The sequence below is a fragment of the Myxosarcina sp. GI1(2024) genome (assembly GCF_053543375.1).
Genome location: NZ_JBKGTY010000002.1, coordinates 237985 through 264052 on the forward strand (window position 1 = coordinate 237985; position 26068 = coordinate 264052).

General features: G+C 42.1%; 33 protein-coding genes. 7 read left to right on the forward strand and 26 right to left on the reverse strand.

Annotated features, from left to right (window positions below; genetic code table 11):
* The 13 genes from rplE to rplC form a co-directional block, all read right to left on the reverse strand.
* Entirely contained in the window at positions 1-546 is a 546-nt protein-coding gene (gene rplE, locus ACLFKQ_RS10135; protein ID WP_448999705.1) for a 50S ribosomal protein L5, read from the reverse strand.
* 84 nt (positions 547-630) lie between these two features.
* Positions 631-978 carry a 50S ribosomal protein L24 gene (gene rplX, locus ACLFKQ_RS10140; protein ID WP_448999706.1) on the reverse strand — a complete coding sequence of 116 codons (348 nt, stop codon included), beginning with the start codon at positions 976-978 and terminating at the stop codon, positions 631-633.
* The gene (gene rplN, locus ACLFKQ_RS10145) at positions 978-1346 is read right to left on the reverse strand and encodes a 50S ribosomal protein L14 (protein ID WP_448999707.1); all 369 of its coding nucleotides are present in this window, start codon (positions 1344-1346) and stop codon (positions 978-980) included. The genes rplX and rplN overlap by 1 nt, the downstream gene beginning before the upstream one ends.
* 21 nt (positions 1347-1367) lie before the next feature.
* Positions 1368-1613: a 30S ribosomal protein S17 gene (rpsQ, locus tag ACLFKQ_RS10150; RefSeq protein ID WP_448999708.1), complete on the reverse strand. Its 246-nt coding sequence runs from the start codon at positions 1611-1613 to the stop codon at positions 1368-1370.
* An 8-nt stretch (positions 1614-1621) separates the two neighbouring features.
* Positions 1622-1891: a 50S ribosomal protein L29 gene (gene rpmC / locus ACLFKQ_RS10155; RefSeq protein ID WP_448999709.1), complete on the reverse strand. Its 270-nt coding sequence runs from the start codon at positions 1889-1891 to the stop codon at positions 1622-1624.
* 2 nt (positions 1892-1893) lie between these two features.
* Positions 1894-2310, reverse strand: a complete 417-nt coding sequence (gene rplP, locus ACLFKQ_RS10160; protein WP_448999710.1) for a 50S ribosomal protein L16 — start codon at positions 2308-2310, stop codon at positions 1894-1896.
* Between the two features lie 27 nt (positions 2311-2337).
* Positions 2338-3057 (reverse strand): 30S ribosomal protein S3, encoded by a 720-nt coding sequence (gene rpsC, locus ACLFKQ_RS10165; protein WP_448999711.1) that lies wholly within the window; start codon positions 3055-3057, stop codon positions 2338-2340.
* A gap of 55 nt (positions 3058-3112) precedes the next feature.
* Positions 3113-3472, reverse strand: a complete 360-nt coding sequence (gene rplV / locus ACLFKQ_RS10170; protein WP_448999712.1) for a 50S ribosomal protein L22 — start codon at positions 3470-3472, stop codon at positions 3113-3115.
* A gap of 45 nt (positions 3473-3517) precedes the next feature.
* On the reverse strand, positions 3518-3796 hold the full coding sequence (gene rpsS / locus ACLFKQ_RS10175) for a 30S ribosomal protein S19 (protein ID WP_448999713.1): 279 nt from the start codon (positions 3794-3796) through the stop codon (positions 3518-3520).
* 31 nt (positions 3797-3827) lie between these two features.
* Entirely contained in the window at positions 3828-4655 is an 828-nt protein-coding gene (gene rplB, locus ACLFKQ_RS10180) for a 50S ribosomal protein L2 (RefSeq protein ID WP_448999714.1), read from the reverse strand.
* A gap of 69 nt (positions 4656-4724) precedes the next feature.
* On the reverse strand, positions 4725-5027 hold the full coding sequence (locus tag ACLFKQ_RS10185; protein WP_449000328.1) for a 50S ribosomal protein L23: 303 nt from the start codon (positions 5025-5027) through the stop codon (positions 4725-4727).
* Positions 5023-5655: a 50S ribosomal protein L4 gene (rplD, locus tag ACLFKQ_RS10190; RefSeq protein WP_448999715.1), complete on the reverse strand. Its 633-nt coding sequence runs from the start codon at positions 5653-5655 to the stop codon at positions 5023-5025. Before rplD ends, ACLFKQ_RS10185 begins: the two co-directional genes overlap by 5 nt.
* A 60-nt stretch (positions 5656-5715) precedes the next feature.
* The gene (gene rplC / locus ACLFKQ_RS10195; protein ID WP_448999716.1) at positions 5716-6342 is read right to left on the reverse strand and encodes a 50S ribosomal protein L3; all 627 of its coding nucleotides are present in this window, start codon (positions 6340-6342) and stop codon (positions 5716-5718) included.
* A 659-nt stretch (positions 6343-7001) separates the two neighbouring features.
* Between rplC and ndhN the strand changes: the two genes are divergently transcribed.
* Both ndhN and ACLFKQ_RS10205 read left to right on the forward strand, forming a co-directional pair.
* Positions 7002-7478: an NAD(P)H-quinone oxidoreductase subunit N gene (ndhN, locus tag ACLFKQ_RS10200; protein WP_448999717.1), complete on the forward strand. Its 477-nt coding sequence runs from the start codon at positions 7002-7004 to the stop codon at positions 7476-7478.
* Between the two features lie 90 nt (positions 7479-7568).
* Positions 7569-8108, forward strand: coding sequence for a salt stress protein, Slr1339 family (locus tag ACLFKQ_RS10205; RefSeq protein WP_448999718.1), 540 nt, complete (start codon positions 7569-7571; stop codon positions 8106-8108).
* An 18-nt stretch (positions 8109-8126) separates the two neighbouring features.
* Here ACLFKQ_RS10205 and glgA read toward each other — a convergent pair whose 3' ends face one another.
* The 4 genes from glgA to ACLFKQ_RS10225 form a co-directional block, all read right to left on the reverse strand.
* Complete coding sequence (gene glgA / locus ACLFKQ_RS10210; RefSeq protein WP_448999719.1) at positions 8127-9575, reverse strand: glycogen synthase GlgA; 1449 nt, start codon at positions 9573-9575, stop codon at positions 8127-8129.
* A gap of 319 nt (positions 9576-9894) precedes the next feature.
* Positions 9895-10455, reverse strand: a complete 561-nt coding sequence (locus tag ACLFKQ_RS10215; RefSeq protein ID WP_448999720.1) for an alpha/beta hydrolase — start codon at positions 10453-10455, stop codon at positions 9895-9897.
* Between the two features lie 325 nt (positions 10456-10780).
* Positions 10781-11677: a succinate--CoA ligase subunit alpha gene (locus ACLFKQ_RS10220; RefSeq protein WP_448999721.1), complete on the reverse strand. Its 897-nt coding sequence runs from the start codon at positions 11675-11677 to the stop codon at positions 10781-10783.
* 84 nt (positions 11678-11761) lie between these two features.
* Complete coding sequence (locus tag ACLFKQ_RS10225; RefSeq protein WP_448999722.1) at positions 11762-12937, reverse strand: ATP-grasp domain-containing protein; 1176 nt, start codon at positions 12935-12937, stop codon at positions 11762-11764.
* 616 nt (positions 12938-13553) lie between these two features.
* Here ACLFKQ_RS10225 and ACLFKQ_RS10230 point away from each other — a divergent pair.
* A complete protein-coding gene (locus ACLFKQ_RS10230; RefSeq protein ID WP_448999723.1) occupies positions 13554-14264 on the forward strand; it encodes a hypothetical protein in 711 nt (236 codons plus the stop codon).
* Between the two features lie 59 nt (positions 14265-14323).
* Here ACLFKQ_RS10230 and ACLFKQ_RS10235 read toward each other — a convergent pair whose 3' ends face one another.
* Positions 14324-14839, reverse strand: a complete 516-nt coding sequence (locus ACLFKQ_RS10235) for a tetratricopeptide repeat protein (protein WP_448999724.1) — start codon at positions 14837-14839, stop codon at positions 14324-14326.
* A gap of 127 nt (positions 14840-14966) precedes the next feature.
* Here ACLFKQ_RS10235 and ACLFKQ_RS10240 point away from each other — a divergent pair, with 127 nt between their 5' ends.
* Positions 14967-15257 carry a hypothetical protein gene (locus tag ACLFKQ_RS10240; RefSeq protein WP_448999725.1) on the forward strand — a complete coding sequence of 97 codons (291 nt, stop codon included), beginning with the start codon at positions 14967-14969 and terminating at the stop codon, positions 15255-15257.
* A 110-nt stretch (positions 15258-15367) separates the two neighbouring features.
* Here ACLFKQ_RS10240 and argB read toward each other — a convergent pair whose 3' ends face one another.
* Both argB and ACLFKQ_RS10250 read right to left on the reverse strand, forming a co-directional pair.
* Positions 15368-16261 carry an acetylglutamate kinase gene (gene argB, locus ACLFKQ_RS10245; RefSeq protein ID WP_448999726.1) on the reverse strand — a complete coding sequence of 298 codons (894 nt, stop codon included), beginning with the start codon at positions 16259-16261 and terminating at the stop codon, positions 15368-15370.
* An 83-nt stretch (positions 16262-16344) separates the two neighbouring features.
* Positions 16345-16875, reverse strand: coding sequence for a shikimate kinase (locus ACLFKQ_RS10250; RefSeq protein ID WP_448999727.1), 531 nt, complete (start codon positions 16873-16875; stop codon positions 16345-16347).
* A 435-nt stretch (positions 16876-17310) separates the two neighbouring features.
* On the opposite strand from ACLFKQ_RS10250, the gene ACLFKQ_RS10255 reads away from it, so the two are divergent.
* Positions 17311-17508, forward strand: coding sequence for a hypothetical protein (locus ACLFKQ_RS10255; protein WP_448999728.1), 198 nt, complete (start codon positions 17311-17313; stop codon positions 17506-17508).
* 23 nt (positions 17509-17531) lie between these two features.
* Here the strand turns inward: ACLFKQ_RS10255 and ACLFKQ_RS10260 are convergent, their stop codons facing one another.
* The 4 genes from ACLFKQ_RS10260 to ACLFKQ_RS10275 form a co-directional block, all read right to left on the reverse strand.
* Entirely contained in the window at positions 17532-18044 is a 513-nt protein-coding gene (locus tag ACLFKQ_RS10260) for a hypothetical protein (protein ID WP_448999729.1), read from the reverse strand.
* A gap of 77 nt (positions 18045-18121) precedes the next feature.
* Positions 18122-18730: a flavin prenyltransferase UbiX gene (locus ACLFKQ_RS10265; RefSeq protein ID WP_448999730.1), complete on the reverse strand. Its 609-nt coding sequence runs from the start codon at positions 18728-18730 to the stop codon at positions 18122-18124.
* A gap of 18 nt (positions 18731-18748) precedes the next feature.
* Positions 18749-19501: a HEAT repeat domain-containing protein gene (locus tag ACLFKQ_RS10270; protein ID WP_448999731.1), complete on the reverse strand. Its 753-nt coding sequence runs from the start codon at positions 19499-19501 to the stop codon at positions 18749-18751.
* 485 nt (positions 19502-19986) lie between these two features.
* Positions 19987-20139 (reverse strand): hypothetical protein, encoded by a 153-nt coding sequence (locus tag ACLFKQ_RS10275; protein WP_448999732.1) that lies wholly within the window; start codon positions 20137-20139, stop codon positions 19987-19989.
* A gap of 198 nt (positions 20140-20337) precedes the next feature.
* Here ACLFKQ_RS10275 and ACLFKQ_RS10280 point away from each other — a divergent pair, with 198 nt between their 5' ends.
* Both ACLFKQ_RS10280 and ACLFKQ_RS10285 read left to right on the forward strand, forming a co-directional pair.
* On the forward strand, positions 20338-23319 hold the full coding sequence (locus ACLFKQ_RS10280) for a protein kinase domain-containing protein (protein WP_448999733.1): 2982 nt from the start codon (positions 20338-20340) through the stop codon (positions 23317-23319).
* A gap of 31 nt (positions 23320-23350) precedes the next feature.
* A complete protein-coding gene (locus ACLFKQ_RS10285; RefSeq protein WP_448999734.1) occupies positions 23351-24283 on the forward strand; it encodes a lysylphosphatidylglycerol synthase domain-containing protein in 933 nt (310 codons plus the stop codon).
* 25 nt (positions 24284-24308) lie between these two features.
* Here the strand turns inward: ACLFKQ_RS10285 and larB are convergent, their stop codons facing one another.
* Both larB and ispE read right to left on the reverse strand, forming a co-directional pair.
* Positions 24309-25103: a nickel pincer cofactor biosynthesis protein LarB gene (gene larB, locus ACLFKQ_RS10290; protein WP_448999735.1), complete on the reverse strand. Its 795-nt coding sequence runs from the start codon at positions 25101-25103 to the stop codon at positions 24309-24311.
* Positions 25104-25122: 19 nt separating this feature from the next.
* Complete coding sequence (ispE, locus tag ACLFKQ_RS10295; RefSeq protein ID WP_448999736.1) at positions 25123-26067, reverse strand: 4-(cytidine 5'-diphospho)-2-C-methyl-D-erythritol kinase; 945 nt, start codon at positions 26065-26067, stop codon at positions 25123-25125.
* Position 26068 lies beyond the last annotated feature (1 nt).

A 26068-nucleotide genomic window follows, 5' to 3' on the forward strand; every position in this document is an offset into this window, starting at 1 on the left:
TTAACTATTGCGGAAGGGCATTCCCATTTCCCTAAGTAAGGCACGTCCTTCTTCGTCCGTATTTGCTGAAGTAACGATGGAAATATCCATTCCTCTAATTTGGTCGATGCTGTCATAGTCAATTTCGGGGAAGATTAGCTGTTCTCTAACGCCAAGACTGTAGTTACCTCTGCCGTCGAAGCTTTTAGGGCTAATACCGCGAAAGTCACGAATGCGAGGTAGAGCTAGACAGATTAAGCGATCGAGAAAAGCATACATCCGTTCGCCTCGAAGGGTAACCATGACTCCGACGGGCATTCCCTGACGAATTTTAAATCCAGCGATCGCTTTTTTCGCTCTGGTTACCACTGGCTTTTGTCCTGCAATTGTCGCTAGTTCGCTAATTGAAGATTCTAGAGCTTTGGCATTTTGTGATGCTTCTCCCAAACCTCGGTTGAGAATTACTTTGACTACTTTTGGTACTTGGTGAATATTGCTGTAGTTAAATTGCTCTTTTAGTTTGGGAACGATATCTTCCGCGTATCTAGTTTTTAGTGGTTTTGGCATAGTGAGTGTTTTAATATTTCTTCCTGGGCTTGGTCAGGCAAAACTATAAGACAAAATCGAGCTAACAAATGCTATAAATGCCGGTCAATCGATTATTTCACCAGTTTTCTTCAGCAGCCTAACTTTGCGACCATCTTCGGTGAAAGTGTAGCTAATTCGACTAGCAACCTCTTGCTTTTTTGAATAAAGCATTAAGTTAGAACTGTGAATGGGAGCTTCAAAAGTAACAATTTGTCCAGATTCCCCTTCTTGTTGGGGTTTGACGTGTTTGGTTTTGATATTAACTCCTTGCACGACTGCTTGACTGGTTTTAGGGATTACCTGCAGAATTTCGCCTACTTTACCTTTATCGCTCCCAGAAATCACCTGAACGGTGTCTCCTTTTTTAACATGCATTTTGGGATTTCTAGCTAGTTTCTTAGTTTTTGCCATTAGATTACCTCCGGAGCTAGAGAAACTATTTTGGTAAAGTTTTTCTCTCTCAATTCCCGTGCTACAGGTCCGAAAACCCGAGTTCCTCTCGGATTGCCTTCTTGGTTGATAATTACTGCTGCATTATCGTCGAAGCGAATACTCATGCCGCTTTCTCGACGTACTGCTTGTTTGGTACGTACGATAACAGCTCTAACTACTTCGGATTTTTTGACACCCATGTTCGGCAGAGCATCTTTGACTACGGCGATAACGACATCGCCGATAAAAGCATAGGGACTATTACCTTTACCGACAACACGCAGGCACATAAGCCGACGTGCCCCACTGTTATCGGCAACATTTAAATAGGTCTGTTGTTGAATCATGTTCGAGCGCGACCGTAAATATTAATTTCTGGTTTCTATAACTTCTGCTAATGTCCAGCGTTTGGTACGGCTGAGGGGTCTAGTTTCGTGGATGCGAACGCGGTCTCCAACTTTACACTGATTCTCAGCGTCGTGAACCTTGTATTTTTTGGTTCTGACCACGATTTTGCCGTATTTAGGATGGGGAGAGCGGTTTTCGATGGCGACGACAATGGTTTTGTCCATTTTGTCGCTAACTACTTCTCCTACTCTTTCTTTGGTTGCCATAATTTAAGCTATTCTTCTGCTGTTGCTGATGTTGTTTGAGTGGCAGCGGTCGATTCTGTTTCAGATTCGGCTCGAGCGGCTGCTAGTTCTCGCTCTCGTTCTACGGTTAGTAATTGAGCGAGTCGATGTTTGCTGTGTTTGAACAAATGGGGTTTTTCCAGGCGACGAGTTGCCTGTTCTAATCTCAACTGAAATAACTCTCGCTTTACGGTTAAAATTTCTTCTGCCAGCTCTTCATCGCTCAAGTTTCTGGCATCGGTTATTTTGGGTAGAGCCACGACTAAAATTCCTCCTCGCGGTTGATAAACTTGGTTTTAATAGGTAGCTTTTGAGCGGCTAGACGCATTGCTTCTCTGGCAATTGGTTCTGCCACTCCCGCCATTTCAAACATGATTCTTCCTGGTTTGACCACTGCCACCCAAAATTCGGGGTTACCTTTACCCGAACCCATACGAGTTTCGGCAGGACGCATGGTTACTGGCTTATCGGGAAAAATCCGAATCCAAATTTTACCGCCCCTTTTGATATAGCGAGTCATCGCTCGTCTAGCAGCTTCAATTTGGCGGGAAGTAATCCAGGATGGTTCGGTGGCTTGGAGTCCAAAGTCGCCAAAGTTTAAAGTATTGCCTCGTTGAGCCATACCTCTCATGCGACCGCGATGCTGTTTGCGAAATTTGGTTCTTCTAGGACTGAGCATAATATTTTAAATTCGTACGATTAAAAATTATTCCGAACGGTCTTCAAATTTTTGGCGACGACGCTGCCGGCGAGGTGCTTGGCTGGGAACTGCTGCTGTTGCTTCTTCCTGTCCGGGAATAATTTCTCCTTTAAAAATCCAAACTTTAACTCCCAAAATCCCGTAGATAGTTAAAGCCGTACGGTAGGCGTAATCGATATCCGCTCGTAAGGTGTGTAGGGGGACTCTTCCTTCCCGCACCCATTCGGTACGAGCAATTTCTGCACCGTTTAAGCGACCGCCAATTTGAATTTTAATTCCCTTAACTTCAGCTCTTTGTGCTCTCTGGATTGCCTGACGCACGACGCGGCGAAAAGAAACTCGGCGCTCTAGCTGCTGGGTAATATATTCAGCAATTAGGGCAGCATCGGCATCGACTCGGGGAACTTCGATAACATTAATGCGAATCTGGCGATTGTTACTGACGGCTGCCTGTAGTTCGGTACGCAGTTTTTCGATCCCCGAACCACCACGACCGACAACTACTCCAGGACGAGCGGTATGAATGCCGAGATCGATTTGATCGGCTTTACGTTCGATTTTGATTTGAGAAATTCCCGCGTTACTGAGTTCTTTACTTATATGCTCTCTGATTAAGTGGTCTTCTTGTAATAATTCGGGATAGCGTTTGGTGTCGGCATACCACCGAGATTGATGTTCTTTGGTAATTCCCAACCGAAAGCCTGTTGGATGTATCTTTTGTCCCACTAATGTTTCCTCATAGTTGGTTTGATAGTTAGTTTCTAGTAGCGATCGCCTCTAGCTATTCCGTCACGTCGGGAGCCACTGCTACGGTAATATGACAGGTCGGCTTGCGAATTTGATAAGCTCGACCTTGTGCTCTGGGACGATAGCGTTTGAGAACGGGGCCGCCATCGGCATAAGCCTGACTGATTACCAAACTTGCAGGGTCTAGTCCGTTATTGTGCTCGGCGTTAGCTACGGCAGAACGCAGGGTCTTGAGCACTGGTTCACAGGCTTTATAGGGCATAAATTCGAGAATAATTAGAGCTTCTCGATATTGACGACCTCGAATTTGGTCTAGGACTCGCCTAACCTTAAATGGCGACATCCGAATATAGCGGGCGATCGCCTTAACTTCATTGTTGGTATCTACTGCCATGAGTTTTTATATTTGAGATTTATAAAATAAAAATGACGATCGATTTTAGCGTCTGCCTTTTTTGTCGCCTTTGGCATGACCTCTAAAGGTACGAGTCGGGGCAAATTCGCCTAGTTTGTGACCGACCATTTGATCGCTAATAAAGACGGGAATGTGCTGGCGACCATTATGAACGGCGATCGTATGACCGACCATCTGGGGCAGAATTGTAGAAGAGCGCGACCAAGTTTTGATCACTTCTTTTTTATTGGTCGCATTTAACTTTTCTATTTTGCTAAGTAAACTATCGGCTATAAATGGTCCTTTTTTTAGAGAACGGCTCATATCAGTAATCTCAGGATGCGGTTATTAGCTATTAACGACGGCGACGCACGATTAATTTGTCGCTTACTTTTTTCTTCTTGCGAGTTTTTAAACCCAGAGTTGGTTTTCCCCAAGGTGTAACGGGACCGCTTCTGCCAATTGGAGCGCGTCCTTCTCCACCACCATGAGGGTGATCGACGGGGTTCATCACGCTACCTCTTACTTGGGGTCTTCTACCGAGGTGACGAGATTTACCTGCTTTACCTAATTTGAGGTTTCTAGCTTCGACATTACCTACCTGTCCGATGGTGGCGTAACATTCTTTGCGAACCATTCTGACTTCTTTGGAGGGAAGTCCAATAGTTACATACCCTCCTTCTTTTGCCATCAATTTGGCTGCAGTGCCAGCAGCACGTACGATTTGACCGCCTCTTCCTGCTACTAATTCGATATTGTGAATAGTTTCTCCTAAGGGAATATTATCTAACGGTAAGGCATTTCCTACTTCAATAGGAGCGTTGGGACTGGCAAGAATTGGGGTGCCTACTTTCATACCAACCGCAGCAAGAATATAACGCTTTTCGCCATCTTCATACTGCACTAGGGCAATGCGAGCATTACGGTTGGGGTCGTATTCGATGGCGATGACTTCACCGGGAATATTGCGTTTGTCGCGTCGAAAATCGATAACTCTATACAGGCGTTTGTGACCTCCACCGCGACGGCGACTGGTAATTACGCCGCGATTATTGCGTCCTTTTTTACGATGCTTGTATTTAGTTAGAGATTTTTCTGGTTTGCTTTTGGTAATATCGGCAAAATCGGAAATGACCGCTTGGCGGGTTCCTGGTGTATATGGTCGAAAAGAACGAGTACCCATAGTTGGCTCTTACTTTAAAGGTTTGCTAAGGCTTGGTTTAAAACCGAGCTTGGCTAATTTGATTAAAATTTAGACATCGGGGAACAGAACGATTGAATCTCCTTCTTTTAAAGTGACAATCGCCCTCTTGTACTGAGGTTTGTAGCCAATAAACCTACCTACCCGACGTTTTTTACGGGGTAAAGTCAACGTATTGACTTTGACCACGGTGACATCAAATAAACTTTCGATGGCTGCTTTAATTTCGGGCTTGGTAGCTTTAGGCAAAACGTCAAAAACGTACTTGCCAAGCTCCATCTGAATCGTTGCCTTTTCGGTAATAATTGGCTTGAGGATTAGATCGGCTAAATCTCTAGGATCGTAATTTTTAATCACCGTATACCTCCTCGATTTGTTCTAAAGCGTCAGTAGTCACGACAATTTTGCTTGCTTGCAAGAGGTCGTAAATATTCAAATTTGTCGCTTTAATAACTTTTAAATTGCTGATATTTCTGGTCGATAAATAGATATTTTCGGGAATTTCTCGCATAATTAGCAATATTTTGCGTTCGCTGTCGATTTCCCAGCGTTCTAAAGCGGCAATTATTTCTTTGGTTTTGGGTCGATCTAGCTGGTCGGCAAAGTTTTCTACGGCAACCGTATCCTCTAGCCGAGAGTCTAGTGCCGTTCTCAATGCCAAACGACGCTCTTTGCGATTCATCTTGAGGCTCAAGTCTCTGGGTTTGGGTCCGAAGATGACTCCACCTCCCCGCCACAAGGGCGAACGGCTCGAACCAGCTCGAGCGCGTCCCGTTCCTTTTTGACGCCAAGGTTTGCGTCCCCCGCCACGAACTTCGGCTCTGGTTTTACTCGAAGCCGTTCCCTGGCGAGCATTATTCATTTGTCTGACCAAGGCTCGATGAACGATGTGCTCGGCATTTTCGGCTTTGGCAATCTTTAGTTCTAGGGTAGTCTCTCCGACATTTTCCCCTTGCCAATTTTTGACTACACAATTAACCATAGTTATCTAATAAATATTTGCAACGACATCGCTATTGGCGCTCTACCTAGTTAAGAGCGCCTAGCTCGGAGCAATGCTGAGTAAGCTTCCTGGTTTTCCCGGTACCGAACCTCCAAGCAACAGTAAATTTTGTTCGGAATCTACTTTTACTACCTGCAATTTCCGAATAGTTATTTGGCTGGCGCCATATCTTCCTGCCATCTTTTTTCCTGGATAGACCCTTCCTGGAGTGGTACCCGCTCCAGTCGAACCAGGAGCACGATGATTTTTAGAACCGTGAGACATCGAACCTCGTCGGAAATTATGTCTTTTCTGATAGCCAGCAAAACCGCGACCGATAGTATTACCAGTCACGTCAACTTTAATTTCAGTACTAAAAATCGCCGCGATGTCGAGAGTTTGACCTAGTTCGTACTCTAAAGTAGATTCAGTTCGATATTCTTTGAGATGGCGTAATGGTGCTACTCCAGCTTTGCGGAGATGTCCGAGTTCTGGCTTGGTTAAAGCTTTTTCTTTAACTTCTTGATAGCCAATTTGAACCGAACTATAGCCATCGGTTTCTTGGGTTTTGATTTGAGTTACGACACAAGGTCCTGCCTGAACCACAGTTACGGGGATAGCTGCCCCGGTTTCGCGATCGAAAATTTGGGTCATGCCTAGTTTTGTGCCAAGAATGCCAACAGACACGGATTTTCTCCTCTCTATCGTTAAACTACGTTGATTAAAATTAATTAAGTCGCAAGATGCTGACTTCGATTAACATTTTTAATTGATAAAAAACAGCCACTCAACTCGATCGCAGTCGCTCGGTTTGACAGAAAAAAGCAGCCAGACTGGATTTGCACCACTAGCGAGTTAAATACATAGCAGTAAATATATATATTTAGTGTTGTTTTTTAAGATTTACCACCTCTATAGACTCAGAAAATACCACTTCTATTTGAGGGTGGTTGTTGCTGCCTTTAGCCTTCAAAGACTTAAAGAATTTTTTTCTTCAGTATCTTTTAAAGAGGCAGAAGATGTAATTTCTACAGCAATCAGATTTTAGATTAAAATCTGATGCTTAATAAAATTACCCAAATCGCATCAGAGCTATCGCTTTTTGCTGCTAAAAGTCATCGACGAGTTACGAGACTCAAACAGGCAATAAGCCACAATCATTTACTATACAGGATTTATACTTTAGTTGGCAAGGAAATAAAAAATTTTTATTCACAGGCTCGTAAAAAGCCCAGACTTTAAAGCAATTGAAGAGCAAAAATTGCGGTGGCTCGGGTTTCTTACCGTGAATCAAATATAATTTAGATAAATTTTTCTTGGGCAAGCAATATCTATTAGAGGAAACTATGGCATTAATTACTACTGGTAAATCATTTATTCGCGCACTCGAACGAGTCGGTGCCTTAAGTTTATACGTGCCTTTAGAAGGAGGGGCAGAAGGACGCTACCAAAGAAGGTTGCGAACTTATGGCTATCATACGATTAATCTTACTGCCAGAGGTTTGGGAGATCCAGCGGCATATTTAACCAGTTTTCATGGCGTTCGTCCGCCTCACTTGGGCAAAAAAGATATCGGGCAAAATGCTGCGGTAGGAGATATTTTTTTCGTACCGCCAATTGCTAGTTATGAATTGGCAAGTTTGCCAGCTAATGCTAAAGGATTAGTGTTATGGATTATCGAAGGGCAAATTTTGTCCCGTCAAGAGATCGAATATTTGGTCGATCTACCAAAAATAGAACCGCGAATCAAAGTGGTTTTAGAAATGGGTGGCGATCGCTATGTTAACTGGAAACCTCTGGCAGAGGCGATCGAAGCTGCATAGTCTGGAAGCAGTAACGATTTGAGTTTTATAATAAAAACTGAGATTGCCTAAATCTTAGCTAGAAGTAGATACTGAAATCGAGAGGCGGTTATGGCGAATGAAATGGACGAACTGTTAGCTCAGTTAAAAGCAGAATACCAACCCAAACAAAAAGCAACTAGAGCTAAATCTCAGTCTACGCCACCGCCAAAATCCTCATCGCCAACGACTGATGCTGAAAAATCGGAATTCGATGAATTACTCGCAGATGTCAAAAGTGAAATCGAGGCAGAAACTAAACCAAGTACCGTCGAGAGAGCATCGATAAACCACCACGAACCTTCGGTTTCAGAAACCAAGGCAGTGGATCGAGGTGAATTTTATGAAGAACTACGGCAACAACAGCAATTTAGAGAAAGACAAGCTGCCGCTCGACAACAGCAAGAGGCAGAAACAGCGGCAAAAAAAAGAGCAGAACACAGAGAATTGAGACGCAAAGCAGCTTTAAAAGAAAAAGCTCGGCAATGGTTGCAAAATCTCGATTTCGATTCGGAAGAGGGTAGGTGGTTTGAAGAATTTGCTTATTCCTATGATTCTCAGTTAGATGCGGCGATTGACTATTTACAAGCGATGCGCGAAAGTGGCTTGTAAACTCTGACTGCACTAACTTTATTCGGTAGAATCGTACCCTCCTATAGCAGCCAAAGCTGCAAATTTTTCTCGCTCTTCTGAGGTAAGCTCGCTCCCCTGTCCCGTGACTTGTTTGTATAGCTTGATGTATTCTATAGTCGATCGCAGCCAGCTAAAGTCTTGCTTCATGGCTCGTTGCTGTAATTCTCGCCATTTATCTTTATATTGAAACCCTTCCCAAGCTCTAACCATGCAGGTGTAAAGATCTAAAGGTTCGTAGCGATCGAAGCAGTAACCAGTCCCCGCCTCGCGAATCGGATCGTGATGGGATACGGTATCTACCAAGCCACCCGTACGTCTGACAATGGGAATGCAGCCATAGCGCATGGCTAACATCTGACTAATGCCACATGGTTCGAATTTTGAAGGCATTAAAAATACATCACAACCACCGTAGATTCTTCTCGAGAGAGCGTCGCTATATAGTAGCTGAACCGACATTCGACCTGGAAAACGAGTTGCAGTCTGCCATAACTGAGTTTCCAAATTGCGATCGCCCGTACCCAAAACTACTAATTGAGCGTTACTGTAAGCCATAAAGCGGTCTAAAATTTGCAAGAGTAGACCGATTCCTTTTTGTTCGACTAGTCGAGAGACTACACCCATGAGCAGCGCATCTTCGTTGACATTTAAACCTAATTCTTTCTGCAGTGCAGCTTTATTAGGGCTGCGTTTTTCCAACAGCTCGGCAGTAAAATTCTGCTGAAGACATTTATCCGTGGCTGGATCGTAAACCTCCACATCAATGCCATTGAGAATACCAGAAATTTTACCGCTAATAAACGAAAGTAAACCCTCTAACTTTTCGCCGTATTCTGCAGTTTGAATTTGTTGGGCGTAGGTAGGAGAAACTGTATTGACGCGATCGGCGAACTGAACCGCAGCCGCCATGGTATTGTGACCTTCCATGTACCAAGGACACCAGGTGATTCGCTCTAAATACCATCGCCACGGTCCTTGATAAGCTAGGTTGTGAATGGTGAATACGCTAGTAATCTCGGGGGATTGATGCATCCAGACGGGAATCATTCCTGTATGCCAGTCATGACAGTGAACGATTTCTGGTTTCCAGTAATTCCAGCAAAACTCCGCCGCACCATTGGCAAAAAAGGTAAATCGCCATGCTTCATCTTCCCCTGCATAAATACGATGGGGGTCGAAAGCAGGATGACCGAATAAATAGAGAGGCACATCGGTATCTGGCAGTACGGTTTCATAGATGGCAAAACTATTAAACATGGCGTATCCCCACCAAATTGGCTCACTAGGAAGCTGTATCGTTTGGTTAAGAAAGCCGTAGTAGGGCATAAAAATGCGGACATCGTGACCTAATTTCCGCAACATTCTGGGCAGCGCACCAACTACATCTCCCATTCCACCCACTTTGGCTATAGGTGCGACCTCTGCTGCTACAAATAAAATTCGCATCTGCTTCTTTTGTGCTTCCTCGCTATTATGGCATCGAAAGTGATTATAGTAGGGTGTAGGGGCGGGAGGATAGAGGCTCGAGAAAAAAGATTAGCTGAGGCGATCGCCAGCGTAATATTTAACCAATTAAATTAAGACATTAATATATTTTGGAATAATAATTTAGATCGGTCTAGTTGATAGTTAGTTCGATCTGTTGGCGGCGATTTATTATGTAAAACTAAAGAGTAGATGAGGTTTGGCAGACAATTTGAGAAAATAACTCTTGGAGTTTGTACTTGCTAGGCTTTAGTTTAGACTTTAAACTGAAATATTCCGTTCAATTTAAATTAACTGTAGTGTCGGCATTTTGCTGCCAAAATTTATTGAGTTTGAACAACTCACCTGTATTAATCTGAAGGTTATTAGTAGGAAATTTTTCCATGACATCGATCAGCGTCCAGCCTTGAGTATTACTAGGTTTAGGAGCGGCTTCTATTAAAGCCGAACGAATTGCATAAAAACCATTGCGCTGAGGATGGGTTTTTACTGCAGTTCCTAATTGTTGAAGAAACTTTTCTCCTTCTGTTGTTTGAGTATATTTATATAACTCGACACGATCGCTGTTAAAACTTCTTTGTAGCCAAAAGCGTAATTTTCTTAAAGTTTGTTTGTCGATGAATCTGGCATAAAGGCGAAATTCTCGGGTTATTTCTCCAGTATCAGCATAAGTTTTCAAACACTCAACTGAGATTTTGCCATTAAAAGGTCCATAAATCAATTTGATTTTCTCGGCAGCTAAGAGAGGATTTTGTTTAGCGACCGCAGGATATAACCAAATATTAATAAGTATTAAAAAATGAAGCACACTCCAAAAACTGCAGTAGTTTTTTTGTTTCATTGTTTCATTATTTTATTTATTTTAGCGTGTGTAACTGAGTAGTAGTAAGAAGAGTTTTGTAGGATGTATAGCACTACGCTTTCAGGTTTAGATGCCAGGTTAAGGCTGGGATTTTAACAAGTTAAAAACGAATTCAAAAAAATGCCCTAAGCCCTAGCGCGTCTTAATGGTAGCATCTTGTCAAAAAAAGCGAAAATAGACGTATAACTTTTGATTTAATTTGGCAAAATTAAATTGAGTTAAATTAGGTATAAGCTAACTCATTAACTACTAAATGTGGGTCGGCTACACAGATTGCTGCTGAAAAGGCAAAAAACTTAATTAATTAGTTAAATAGAGTATCTTTGAGTATTAGCGGAATTTCACAGGGTTTGCGAGCAATTTGCATTCCCGCCTGTTTTAGTTGATGAATGATACGCGTGTTGGTATCGAGTGCTGGAACTGAGGAAGACAAATGGTTGGTAATAATCGTCACGGCATTGCGCAGTAATTTTTCTTGAGGTGCTTGCAGTCCAGCCAAATAAATAATTAATGGTTTATTAGAGTCATTGTGGCGTTGGCAAGTCAATACCTCCTCGACTTCGATGGGGGTTCGCCCTAATAAAACGATTGCCTGAGTATTGGCATCGGAATCTAGAAAACTCAACCATCGATTTAGATTCGAACCCAAAATTTTGTCTTCTCCCAAACAAACTACAATTGACTGTCCTATTTGAGCTTGATTTAACTCCCAAGCTACTTCATAGCTTAAGTATGGGCTAATGCCAATCAAACCCACCTTTCCAGGTTGATAGAATTTAGGTTGCAGCGTTCCCAACCAAACTCCCTCGGGAATAATCAAACCTCGACTACCTGGTCCTAAGATAGAGACGCAATTAGATTTGGCGTACTTTATTAGAGCAATAGTATCTAACGGAGGCACACCTGTAGTAAAAATGATTAAATGGCGAATTCCTGCAGCAATTGCTTCAAGTCCAGCATCGAGCACTTGATAGGGAGGAACGAAAATCAAACTCGTTTCTATTGCTCCCATTTCCGTAACCACCATTTCTACTAAATCGAAAACGGGAATGTTCCCCAGTTTAGTTTGACTTTTGCCCGGACTGACACCAGCTACGATATTGGTTCCGTAAGCTTTGAGCTTCATAGCACAATCGCTAATTCCTGGTTCGCCAATTCCTTGAACGATGACCTGACTGCGCTGAGAAAATGACCAATTCATAGTAGTAAAATTTATTCAAACAAAAATTTTAATAAGCGCGATCGCCCGTCACCCTACCGATTGCTTTGACTTTAGGCTCGCTATTTATTTTCCTACTAAAGCAATGGTTCGGGATATGGTCTCCTCCAAACTAGTTGTCAGATAGATAGTTCCTGTAGGTATCACATGGTGGAGAGCTTCGACATTTTCGCAGTTTAGCAACCGCAGCACGAATTTAATCGATGATGCTTCAGACAAAAGCTGACCCTGTTTACCGTAGCAACTGGCGATCGCTTGGACAATTTCGGAACTAGTTATTACCGTTTCCCAAATATTGACCAAAATAACTTGGATTTTATTACTGGATACTAGTTCGTTAAGGGAAAGTTCCAGTTGTCTTGTATCCACTTTAGTAGCATTTGGTTCTGGTTCGATGACTACTCCACAAGCAGGTTGTACTTTACTTTGACAGAGGGAATCCCAAACCAAGAGGATCGAATCGAAGCTATTGCTAATGATACCAATTTTGTCATTTGGCTCTTGCCAATTGAGCCAGCGCAGGTTCGATTGGTGTAGGCGTTGTTGAGGAGACTGAGCGCAAAGAGCAGATACTGCCTGGCGATCGAGATTAATCAGACTGATAATGTCTGGATGTCTTCCTAAGGCCGAATCGTTAACGGTAATTTTGCCATCTAATGCCATTAACTTTCCTTGACTGTTAACCCCCAAGGGATTGATCTCAATTGATTCGAGATCTTTGGCAATAAACAGACGGTACATATTCTCGATTATATGACTGACAGATGGAATTAACTCACCCGTCAGTCCCATTTTGGCAGCCAAACGACGAGCATAAAACGAAGAAAATTCAGCATCGATCGCTACCTGTTGTAAATTTGCCAGTAAAGGTTCGAGATTCATTCCTCCGTATGCCGAACCAAGCAATACGGGACATTTTAGGTTGTAGTCCAAGACAACCGCTAGAAAAAATTCCCGCTCGGCATTATAGTGGGCTTCTGCCAGGATAACTTCGGGATATTCTCGCAAAATCGATAAATTAAAAATCGATCTCGCAGCAGCGATCGCGTCGATGGTATTGGCAACAAAGCGTACCCCTCCTGCTTTACCTCTTCCTCCCGCTCGTACTTGAGACTTTAATACTACTGGATAGGGAATACGTAACTGCTTAATTTGTCTGGGTTCGGCGATGGTCTGAGAGGGTAATGTGGGAATACCGACTCTGCGAAATAACTCTTTGGCTTGATATTCGAGTAAATCCATGTTCGATTATGGATTAATGGTTGTTAAATAAACATTGTTGCGTATTTTTTAGTATAAAAACCCTTAATTCGCCAAAACCACATTTGCTCTTATTGATATTTTAGTTGGAAAGACCCCGTAGTTTTATTTTGGCGCGATTGAAGCCGACCGAATTTAAACCAATAAGCTCTGTATTTTAATCTTACTTCTAGCAAATAAAACGTAATAATTTTGTTTGATTTGTTGAAAACCAAGCCCAGAAACAACTATGATGAATATTGTTAGAAACTCCGAATGGTTAAAAAAAAATTGAAGCAAATCTTTTTACAATTTTTTCACAATGTCGGGCAGTGCGATCGCTTCAGAACTTCATAAGTGTATTTTATAATTGTGTTCGACTATGTTCGATAGCCCTAAAATTAAGCTTCGTTTCGTAAGTCCAGAACATTCATGGGTCTGCAATCTATAGCTCATAAACTATTTAACTATGCCCTACAATACAATCTCAAAGCTTTGCTATGGCAACAACTAACAAATACTAAAGAGTTCTGATATTGAATTTTGAGTTCTATAAAAGCTCGAGTTCAGTGTTTGCTCCAATACATTTATGGCAAGATTTTACAATTATAGAAGGGGAATGAAAAAAGTCGTCATCATTATCAACGCTGAGGTTAACGAACAAGGACAGCTTTTTGCTGTTTCTCCAGTAACACAAAAAATGGTCGAAGCTTTAAAACAAAGCATCGCCGAAGATTCGGACTCGACAATGGTAGAGGTAATATCAGCCGCTACTTTATGGTCGAATTCGTTTAAACCAACTGCCGAAGATGCGTCAATTACCTATTGTCCTCTGACAATCCAATTACCAGAATACTTTGACTTTCCCGCTCGCCAAACATTTATCGCCTGTAAGAATATTGGCGAGCGTCGGCTTTGGGTAGAACAAAAACTAGGATTTAAAACCAGCGTTGGAGATTCTTGGTTGGGCCATTTATGGTTACCAGTAATTCTGACACCACACGAGACTATGTATGGTGAAATAATTGGTGAAGGAGAAATGCCTAACTCATACGAACAGCCTGTAGAGCTACATAGGCGTCACTACAAATCGCTTCACCGTCTAGCTGATGAATTACTTAGCTCTCTATCTGCTCCTCCGGCAGTTTATTTATTACAGTTTAGTTTGTATGGTGGCGAAATTGTCTTCGATCGCTTTTGGCCTTTCCCTGCCGCTCCTGCTCTAGTGACTTTAAGAACTCAACAACCCAATTTATTTGCCTGTCACTGGCGTTGTCTGACCGGAAAAGAGATACCTAAGCTCGTTTCGTTGGTAAAAATGTCAATTTAGCCTAATAGTGGCAGAAAATCCTCGATATTTGACTCGATGTCGCTTTAGTTGCCTGGCGATTAATTAGCAAACCAAAACAGACCGCCGACGGTCAGTATAGTTATTAGTAAGGCAAACCAGACAAATTGATTATCTTGAGTATCTACCCTGGATAAATCTACTTTTGTCTCAGTTCGATCGATGTTGCGAGCGTTATTTTGGGTTTTTGCCGTAACGTACTTAGCTATGCTGCTTTCTGTACTAGCAAGCTCGGGGATTTCGCTCATCCATTCTTTGGGTCTCGATAGCTGCGGTGCTTGAATTATGTAGAGCAAACGCTTGGCTCGCTCGCGAGTCTCGGCATCGGGATGATTTGTCAATTGCTTAGCCAAGGCTACTGCCTCGGTAATTAAGTTGGCGGCTTGATATGCAGTAACCAACCAAATTTGCGCTTCTCCACCTTGAGGCGAAGTAGGAGCGACTAATTCTGTAGCAGCTTTTAAATTTTCTACGCTTAGACGATATTTTCCTCTTTCTAAAGCTTGTTTACCTGCCTGAAATTTGAGGCGAAACTTTTCTCGATTATCTGTCGTCACTAGATCTATATACCATGGTAACTACGAAAGTCAGAGGCAGCTCCGTCGTTATACGGGAAGTCTTTCTGACCTAATTTAATCTTAGAAGATTAAGATTTTGATTCGATAATTTTTATAAATATAAATCATGCTCGATAAACACAAGCATAAAGCTAATTGGCATCAAGTGATAGGCGGTTGTATGCTCACTTTTGGGGCATTTTTAAGTACCACCCTGCCAGCAAATGCCCTTCCCGAAATTCCCCAACAACTTGCCCAAGTTCGTAGTAGAGCGATCGCCCCTACTCCTTTAAATATAACTCCTCTTCCCGGAAGACATATTTCTCTACCGCGAGACAGAAGCAGCTACAGAGATTACTATCGCGGCTACGACCTCAATCGCCGTTTTCGTCACCGCTATTTATTATCGTCGAAGTAGACCTTCTAGAGGTGATACCACGATAATTATCATCAATCCAGACAATATAGATAAATACTCCGTCAGTCGCCGAGGCGAGCGCGTCAGAGTTATTCGTCCCTAATCAGATCTCAGATTCGGTACTCCGAAGCAACGATCATCGAACCGATACCCTCATCGGTCAGAATTTCCAGTAGTAAAGAGTGCGGTAGGCGACCGTCTAAGATGTGGGCGGCTCTAACTCCTTGGGCTAGAGAGCGAACGCAACAGTTAACTTTAGGAATCATACCTCCCGATACGATGCCGCGATCGATCAGGTTTCTGGCTTTTTGAATGTCTAGTTTAGTCAGTAAGGTCGAAGGGTCGTGGTAGTCTTCTAAAATACCTGGAGTATCGGTTAATAGAATTAGTTTTTCTGCCTGTAAAGCCGCAGCTATTTCCCCGGCAACTGTATCGGCATTGATATTGTATGCCTGTCCATTGTCGTCAGCAGCGACGCTAGAGATAACGGGCACGTAGCCGCTATTAACCAAAGATTCGACCAATCCCGTATCTATATTGGTTACTTCCCCGACAAAACCCACACCCTCTCTACCTACGGGGCGAGCTTTAATTAAGTTGGCGTCTTTGCCACAAAGTCCTACAGCAGGAGTTCCCGCTCGATTGATCAAAGAGACTAATTCTTTATTTACTCTTCCTACTAAAACCATCTCTACTACATCCATAGTGTCGGCATCGGTAACGCGCAAGCCGTCTTTAAACTGAGGTTCGATGTTTAATTTACTCAGCCAGCTATTAATTTCTGGACCCCCACCGTGGACTACTACGGGACGCACTCCCACGCAGGATAAAAATACAATATCGCGGATTACGCCCGCTTTGAGATTTTTATCTTTCATGGCCGCGCCACCGTACTTGATTACAAGCGTTCGATTTGCGAACTTTTGAATGTAGGGAAGAGCTTCGCTAAGTACCCGGACGCGGGTAGCTTCTGTTTCTTTAATGTATTCGCTTTCGATAGCCATATTCAATCAGATTGTTAACTTATCTTTTATCAATCTCAAGGCGGTAAGCTTGCTGTATCTTTGGCTACTAAAACTAGCTGGAGCTATTCCCTTGCAACTGATGGCTTGAAGATTTTGGGAATGATATTGATAATCTCGGCAGTTATTGTTTCTGGAGATTTTTCTGTGGCAATTTCTAATCTAAGATCGGCTTGAGCATATAGGGGTCGACGAGCTGCAAACAAAGTTTTTAATTGCCCGGCTAAAGGTCTACTGTCATCTGCCGCCAGACGATTCTGCAAAATTGCTAAATCGGTATCTAGCCAAACAACTAACCCATGATGTAAGTAGCTCCAGTTGAACGGTTGTTCGATAACTCCTCCTCCAGTGGATATAACGCATCTGGTGTAGAGAGATGATTCGGCTAAAATCTGAGTTTCTAGTTCTCGAAAATATGGTTCACCTTCAGTGGCAAATATTTCGGCAATCGATCGCCCTGCTACTTGGACCACGACTGTATCCATATCGATAAAACGGTAATTTAGTTTGCTAGCTAAATGTTTGCCTACCGTAGTTTTACCCGTTCCCATCATGCCAATTAGATAGACGTTAACTCCTTGGAGTAAATTATTCATTTTAATTCTTGAGAATGTTTTTACCTCGATCGTTTTTTGAAAGAAACACCACTATGTCTTAATGTCAGCGATCTATTAAATTTTATTGTTCATCTACGGGTTTTCAACTAGATCCAGTGTTCTTTGTTTATAATTTAAACAATAAATTTTTATCTTAACTATTTAAAAAAGACGATAAGGTTACTTAAGGTTGTCACTCGGTTACTGTCAAACTTCATCAAAAAAATATTTTGCGATCGAAATTACAGAGAAATCGTTGGTTATAAATTAAGATTTATGAGGTAAAACTACAAAATTTTTTTTGGCGAGGTCACAAAACACGACAAGAAGGTATTTTGAGCTAAGAACGGTCAATTTATAGGTATTTTTTGCTAAATTTGTTAGTTTTCGGTCGATTATTTTAAGACTAGTTAAAGTAAAAGCGATATTTCAACAATGATTAGAGAAATTGTCAGTCAGGCTTTGAAGACAGGATACTTGACTATTGAAGCAGAAGAAAAGCTGAGAATCATGCTTAAGGGTAAATACGAGTTAGAGGATTTAGAGGCTTTTCTCGCTCTGCAGCGTGAAGCTATGCTCGGTAGAGTTAAACAAGAATCCCGAGAAACATTCTTACCAACAAAATACTCATAAATTACGACAATAAACAGTAAAGCCTAGATCCAATCTTCATCGTCTTCATGTTTCTGGTTGTCTGGTTCTCCTGCTACTGATTCGTCAGTCCGATCCCTCTTAGCTTTATCTTTAAATTTATAGGAATAGGTAGAGCCAGAACGACGAATGGTTTCTGGTTCTCGCTCGACTTCATAGGAGGATGAGGTGGTTGCTGTATTCTCAGCCTCAGTACTACTGGCGAAGGTTGATGGTGTAGTAAAGTTCCCTTCTCCAGTACTGGGTTCTTCTGGGAATTCAGCGGGAGTATAGCCACTCTTTCTTCTAGAAGCGTAAGCAAAACTATTTAAAGATTGCCAGATTAAACTACTAAGAACACCTCCTAGGACAAACAAAGCAATCCATAAAGCTAAAGGCAATGAGGGCGTTCGATACCAACAGGAAGTAGCGGTATCCGGGCAGAGTAACTTTAGAGATAGAGGTTGTCGATTTTGGAGCCATAAAACGCCAAAGGCGATCGCCAACAACAACAGCAGTAGCAATTTGAAGCGATTCATAAATTTTGATTGATTGTGCCGGAAATTATCATGCTGTTATTTTACTGCCGAGTTGGTTACCATCTCCAAAGAAACAATTAATCTGCTTGCCAACGTTTCAAAGGAACGCAATCGATATCTAACACGTCTAGGGTACGAGCGACGACAAAATCGACTAAATCTTCAATGGTTTGAGGATGATGATACCAAGCGGGAATGGCAGGAACGATTTTGACTCCTGCCTCGGCTAAGGTAGTTAGGTTACGCAGATGAATTAAACTAAAAGGTGTTTCTCTGGGTACGACGATGAGGGGTTTAGCTTCTTTAATTTGAACATCAGCAGCTCGTTCGAGCAAATCGCCGCTCAAACCATTAGCTATTTTGGCTACCGTACTCATGCTGCAGGGTATTATAACCATACCCAAAGTTCTAAATGAGCCACTGGCAAGATTAGCTCCTAAATCACCCCAGTGATGACAGCGTAGTTTGCCGCGAGCGCTTACATCCGCTCTAGCTCGCCAAAAATCTGCCTGCTGTTGAGAATCTACCGGCATTCGAATTTGGTTTTCAGCTTGCCACACCATGTATGAAGCCCTTGAGGCGACAAGCTCGATTTCATAATCTGCGGCTAAGAGAAATTTGAGGGCGCGTACGGCATAGATTAGTCCAGAAGCACCGCTAACCCCAACAATTAAAGGTTTGGTCATGTAAATGTAATAATCAGATTAAATTAATCCTTCAAACTCTAACTCTTCAATAGTTTGTAAACCTTGAGGATCGCCGACCTTGAGAATAGCGGTTCTAGCGTCGTCTTTGACACCATAATCGTCATCTTCTACCAACGCTTCAATTAGTGCATCGATCGCCGTAGCATAAACTACATTAGAGGGAAGTTCGCGACATAACTGCCCGATTGCCCAAGCACAGTTGCTTCTTACCGCTGCTATGCTATCTCTTCTCAAAGCTTCAATTAAAGGTGGCATGGCAGTAATTACATCCTCGTATTCTATGGTAGCTATTTGCGCCAAAGCACTAGCTGCCCAAAGTCGCACCGCCGAAATATCAGTTTTGAGAGTATGGATCAGTGGTTGCAGCGCCCGGCGATCGCGACTATTACCTAATGCCCAAACTATACCTTTACGCACGTATCCATTCCAGTCTTCGCGCAACAAGTCGATTAGAGGCTCTACTGCCTCAGATGAAGTATTTCTTCCCAAGGCATAGGCAGTACTGACTCTGACTAAAGGGCAGTCATCTTTGAGCAATTCAATCAAAAGGGCAATTGAGCGTCGGTCTTCTAATTCGCAAAAAGCCCTAGCAGCGATCGTTCTTTGCGATGCTTGGGAAGATTGTAGTAGCTCGAGCATTTGTTCGGGATCGGGAGGTGGAACTTCAGCTTCAGAGGCAGCGGACTCCATCTCATCAAGCGGACTGGTGAGTTCTTCAGTTGATAGTAGGCTCAATTCGTCATCTTGCATAATTGCTTAATTTATCTCATTCGCGGCAATTTCTCAAATATTAACCAATGCTCAGAACGGATTTTACTGCCAATATTCGGATATGAACTCGTACTGTCGTCGATCCGACTGAGGAAGTTTTTTTCGAATAGTGCCCTGTGCTGTGGCGCAGCCTTTCCCCAAGATTCGATATCAGACGAAAACCTCATCAGAAGAATTCGAGTGTCTCAAAATGGGTAATTCGGTATCTAAACCAGCGAAGAGCATCCGATTCTGCGGTTTTGTTTCCTTCAATTAAGATCTACTAATTTTGGAGCGAGAGTTTTTTCCAATTTGCTTCCTAGTTACATTTTGAATGATAACTGGATTATGTAATGAGCTAAAGGCGCAATTTAGTAGGTTAGCTAGAAGTATTAAGCTATTTTTGCGATCTTTTAGTTAATTTCTCCTAAATCAAACCGATATTATTTACTACGGAACGAGCCAGTAGAGAAAGGCAAATAGAGTTAAACTTTGAATAAAACGGCTGCTTCACTAGCCACCGGTGCGGGTGCAGCCATATCGGATGGCAAAAAAATACGTGCGCTCACTACTACTAATGCTAACAAGAAAATTGCTACTACAATTAAAGGAGTTATATATTGGCGAAAAAAGTTCATTGAAACTTGAATTTTTTTTGGGGTAAAAAGGGGAAGGTTTTAATTGTCAAATCGATTGATTTGATTTTTTCTTTAAGTGGTTTTTAATTATACAATAATTATAAAATCAATTGAATTGGATAGATAATGTTTTGTAAGATACATCGATCTTGAAGCGTTAGCCGATTTTCGCTACAGTTTAAACTTTTATGTCAAGTTATGTCAGACTCAGACTTTACTATTCCAATATCTCATACCCAAGAGTCTAATACAGAGCTTGGGAACGACAGTGGCTATAAAATCTTGAGATCGGGAGATTTATTACGAGAAAGATACTCTATCCTTAGAGAGATTGGTAGCGGTGGATTTGCTACGACATATCTGGCGATCGACCAAAAGTCGAAAACTAAAACTAGATGTGTGGTCAAACAGCTACAACCGAGAATTAATAGTCCTGTCGTGTGGGCTAATGCCAAAGAACGTTTGACCACAGAAGCAACGGTTTTACGGTGGTTAGGAAATCACGATCGCATTCCCCAACTCTTGGCTCATTTTGAAGAAAACAAACAGTTTTACTTAGTCTTAGAGTTTATCGAAGGAGAAGAGTTAGAGCAAGAGGTTCAACGACAGGTTTTGACAGAACCTGAAGTAGTGGAGTTTCTAATTGAAGTTTTAAAAATACTAAGTTTCGTACACCAACAGGGAGTAATTCATCGCGATATCAAGCCCTCCAACTTAATTAGGCGCAGGAAAGATGGAAAATTTACCTTGATTGATTTTGGCGCAGTTAAAGAAATTGGCACTCTTTCGTTTGATTCCCATCACAAGCCGATTGAAACTCAGATTATTGGTACCCCCGGCTATATGCCTCCGGAACAGCACCACGGTAAGCCAATCTATAGTAGCGACCTCTATGCTTTGGGCAAAACCGCCATCTTTGCTTTAACTGGGCGGTCGCCCATTGAATGGGAATTTTCAGAAACTCAGGAAACACCTAACTGGCGAGATGAAATTACCATCGGTAAAGCACTAACGACAGTTATCGAGCGGATGACCGCGCCTAAAATAGCAGATCGCTATCATAGCGCAAATAAAGTATTACAAGATTTAAAACCGATGTTAGCGGTAGGAAAAATTCTTGCCGAACATTATTACATTAATGAGTATTTAGGTAGTAGACACGGAGTTTACTCTTATCTAGTTAGAAATTTAGAACCAGATAATCCGTCTCTATATAACTTAGAAATTTTGCAGCCTCAAAAGCCTTTGATTAATTGGAACTCCGCACTCGAGCAGATAGATTGCGAAATAGCCAATCTAGCCAAGTTAGAAGATCTAGCAAGAGTTCCTAAAATTATCGAATATTTAACCGATCGCCAAAATTTATATTTAATTCAAGAATATGTGGAGGGTGAATCTTTAGAAGAAATAATCGCTCGCCAGCAGAAAGTGTCAGAAACAGAAATTATCGACCTGATAATCGATGCTGCTGAAATTTTAGCGACCATTCATCAACAAAATATCATTCATGGTAATATCAACCCTGCAAGCCTGATCCAACGCAGTAGTGACGGCAAACTAATACTAATGGATTTTGGCTCGATTCATGAAGTTCTCAATTTATTTCCAGGTAACCAGAGTTTAATTCCCCAAGACAGAGATAAAACCCAGGCAAAGAAACCCAATCTAAGGTTAGACCTCGATGCCAGGGGAAAACATCGGTCTCGCGATGAAGTTTCCTCAGAATTTGCATCTTCAAAACAACCGCCTCACTCCAGCAGGACTAACTTCCACAAAGGACACGAATTTTGGAACTTCGCCAAGCGGGCGGTCCGACCAGACGATGGGTATTTAGAATGGGATTTGCTATCTCAGCGAGCATTACAAAATGAGTTGTTTGAGGCGAATTTATTTCGCTCCTTTGAGGAAGATCCTCAAGTCAATTCGACAGCAACAACTTCAGATCTATCGGACTTTGAGAGTTTCGAGGCAAGATCGCGACATCATCCTTTCTCTAGGAATGATTTGCCTGCGGTTCCCCTCGGTCAAACAGACTACATTGCTCCCGAACAAATTGCCGGTAGTAAAGTTTTTGCCAGCGACATCTATGCTTTGGGTATGACGGCTATTCATCTGTTGACAGGAGTTGCGCCGTCTAATTTGCCTAAAAATCCTCGCACTGGGGAAATGTTGTGGCAAAAGCAGGCTTCGATTGATTCCAGGTTTGCCGAAATTTTAAATAAAATGGTTTGTTTGGATAAACGCAAGCGATACCATTCAGCTACCAAACTGATTCGAGATTTAAACAAAATCAAAGATAAATCGAGCTTTAGGTCTTGGTTGAAATACATTTTAATCGTTACCGTATTATCGGGAGTAACCTGGTTTGGACTAGTTCAATGGGCGCAACGAGTAGCTATTTTAGAATTTTATAAAGGAGACATTAAGTTAGAAGCCAAACAATACAGAGAAGCGATCGAGTATTACGATAATGGTTTGGAAAAACTCCTCAAAACCCGCGGCATAGTCAAGAATTTCGAGCAAGTATGGTTGAAAAAAGCTCGGGCATTAAATCAGTTAAACAACTACGAAGCAGTAATAGATACCTGTAGTAACGCTCTAAAATATTATCAAAGTCATCGATTGTGGAACTGTAAAGCTTTAGCTTTAGATAGTCTCAAACATTACGAAGCGGCTTTAGATGCTTACAATAGAGCGCTTGCTTTGAATAGCGACTCTCCTTGGGTTTGGAACAATCGCGGTGAAGTATATGCTGAGATAGGAAATAATCGAGCGGCGATCGCTGATTTTCAAAAAGCGATCGAGTTAGATGCTGAGAGAAGTTTTGTTCCCTGGAATAACCTGGGTAGGCTGCATTATCAGCAAAAAGACTATCAGCGAGCGATCGAAGCTTATCAACAGGCATTACTTATTAAAGAAGATTATCTTCCAGCCATAATTGGTATGGGCAATGCTAAAAAAAATCAAGGTGAATATTCAGAAGCATTGCAATCTTACAATAAAGCGATCGAGTTGGATAGTAACTCTTATGAAGCTTGGTATGGTAAGGGTTTAGTCGAAGAATCACTACAACAATATCGAGAAGCTAGAAAAGCCTACCAAAAAGCCTTTAGTTTAAAACCAGATTGGGAAACTGTAATCAAGGCTTTACAAAGAGTAGAAAGAAAAATCGGTTCTTAATTTTATTAATAGTCAAGTTACTCTTTAAGTAATGCAGCAAATTCTGTCAGCAATCAAACCATATCTACGTTGGTTTATTTTGGGAGGCACGCTCTTTTTTTTGGGTAAAACTTTCAAAGAACGCTGGCAAGAAATAATCGCCGTCGAACTAAGCGATGGAGATTATTTTTTGTTATTAATTGCTTTGTTGGTAACTTTATTAGCTCATCTGTGGTCTGGCTGGGTTTGGATCTGGATACTCAATATTTTTCAGCATACTTTAAAAACTTGGCAGGGAATTAGAATTTATTTAATTACTAATATTGCTAAATATTTACCTGGAAATATCTGGCATTTTTATGGTAGAATTACCGCGGTTGCCCGAAATGGAGGTTCTCTAGGTACGGCAAGTTTTAGCGTTTTGTTAGAACCATTATTGTTAGCAGCTGCAGCATTATCTTTGTGTCTTATTAGTACTGGACTAGGTTGGCTTTCGTCTGGTTTCGACTTCAAAGTTATTGGGCTACAAATTGCTAGTTTATTGATAGTTTTAGTTGGGATTCACCCCTTTTTTCTTAATTTCATATTGCTGCGGTTGAGCCGCAGTAAAAGTAAAATTCCTCGAATTAAATCTAGACTGCAACACTATCCAATCTCGCCTTTTTTAGGAGAAATTGGCTTTTTATTATTTCGGGGAACTGGTTTTTTAGCTACATTGATGGCGTTTAAAACTGTAGCGATCGCACAAATACCTCAGTTGATTAGTGCTTTTAGTTTTGCTTGGCTATTGGGATTGATCGTTCCCGGTGCACCTGGAGGAATTGGCGTTTTTGAAGCAACAATTATTGCTGCTCTCGATAGACCACAATTTCCGACCGCAATAATGTTAACTACAGTTGCTTTTTTTCGCGTCATTAGTATTTTAGCCGAGGCGATTGCTGCTGGAGTGGCTTGGCTTTATGAATTAACCCATCAACTAGACTAAGTAGAGCCACTACAGATATTTGAAGTTAGTTTGTTTGACCCTTGAGAGAGCGATTATTCAATTTATCTGCAGTACGCAGAATTTGTCCTGCCAAAATTGCCGCACCAAATCCATTATCAATATTAACCACACCGATACCAACCGCACAAGAATTAAGCATAGTTAATAATGCCGAAACTCCCGAAAAACTAGTTCCATAACCGATACTGGTGGGAACCCCAATTACCGGGCAATCTGCCATTCCTGCCACTACGCTAGGTAATGCACCTTCCATCCCCGCAACCACGATTAATACATCGGCTTCATATATCAGTTCGCGGTGACTTAAGAGGCGATGAATTCCCGCTACGCCCACATCCCAAAGACGGTTGACGGTAAAACCGCAAAGTTCGGCAGTAACTGCTGCTTCTTCGGCAACGGGAAGATCGGCAGTACCAGCCGACAAAATCGAGATCTTACCGGGATGTTTAATTGCATTAGATTGGGAAAGAGCACAAATTCGCGCCGCAGGGTAGTAGTTCAAATCGTCAACTTTAGCTTTTACCTGTCGGTACACTTCTGGTTCGATGCGAGTTGCCATGACTACAGGCGTATCTTGTCTCATGGCTTGGATAATTTTAATTATCTGTTGGGGAGTTTTACCCAAACCCCAAATCACTTCGGGAAATCCCGTTCTTAACTGGCGGTGGCGATCGATCTTGGCAAAGTCGGCAACAGCTTCAAAAGGAAGGTGTTTGAGTTTTTCTAAGGCGGTTTCGGGACTAATTTTGCCTGCGGCGATCGCTTCTAATAACGCCTTGATGGCTTCAGGTTCGGTCATTGTGTTCGGTTGAGGTTAGTTAAACTCCAAGATGAATGCCGCTAGTAAAAAGCTGAGTAACCCACAAACCCAATTCGGGATTGGGAATTTTAGTACGCATTTGTCTTTCGATGGAGACGGCTCGTGTTTCTGACTCGCAAAGAGCAAAAACCGCAGAACCACTACCAGACATCATCGTTCCCAATACTCCTAGTTCGGCAAAAGCATCACGCAATTTTTTTATTTGGGGATATGCAGGCAAAACTACCTTTTCTAAGTCGTTGCGTAGTAATTTACCGACATCTGCTCCCTGCCTTTTTATTATGGCACTAACCAAAGGACCAGCGTGGACTTCCGCCGTACGAGCTCGAACCTCAGCACGATCGCGCTTGTAGGTATCGCCATACTGATGACGATAGGTTTGATAGGCCCAGGAAGTAGAAACGTTCAAGCCACTATATTTTGCTAAAACTACCCACAAGTTATCCAAATCCTGAATTAAGTCCAATTTTTCTCCTCTCCCCGTGGCGATCGCTGTGCCGCCAGAAATACAGAAAGGAATGTCCGAACCCAATTGAGCTGCCAGTTCGTGAAGTTCCGGAGAAGTCAAACCCAATTCCCACATTAGATTGATTCCCACTAATACTGCTGCGGCATCTGCCGAACCACCGCCCAAACCCGCAGCTACGGGAATATTTTTTTCGATGGCAATATTCATCCCGCCATAATTAGCATAAACCTCGGAAAAAACCTCACACATTAACTTAGCCGCACGATATGCCAGATTGGTTTCGTCTGCTGGTATTTGAGCCGAGTCACAGCGCAAGCTAATTTTTTGAGTGTCGTTGGGTTCGATGGTAATGCGATCTGCCAGAGCAATACTCTGGAGGATCATTACCAGTTCGTGAAAACCATCGGCGCGATCGCCAATAATTTCTAAATAAAGATTAATCTTAGCTGGAGCAATTAGAGAATAGGATTGCATA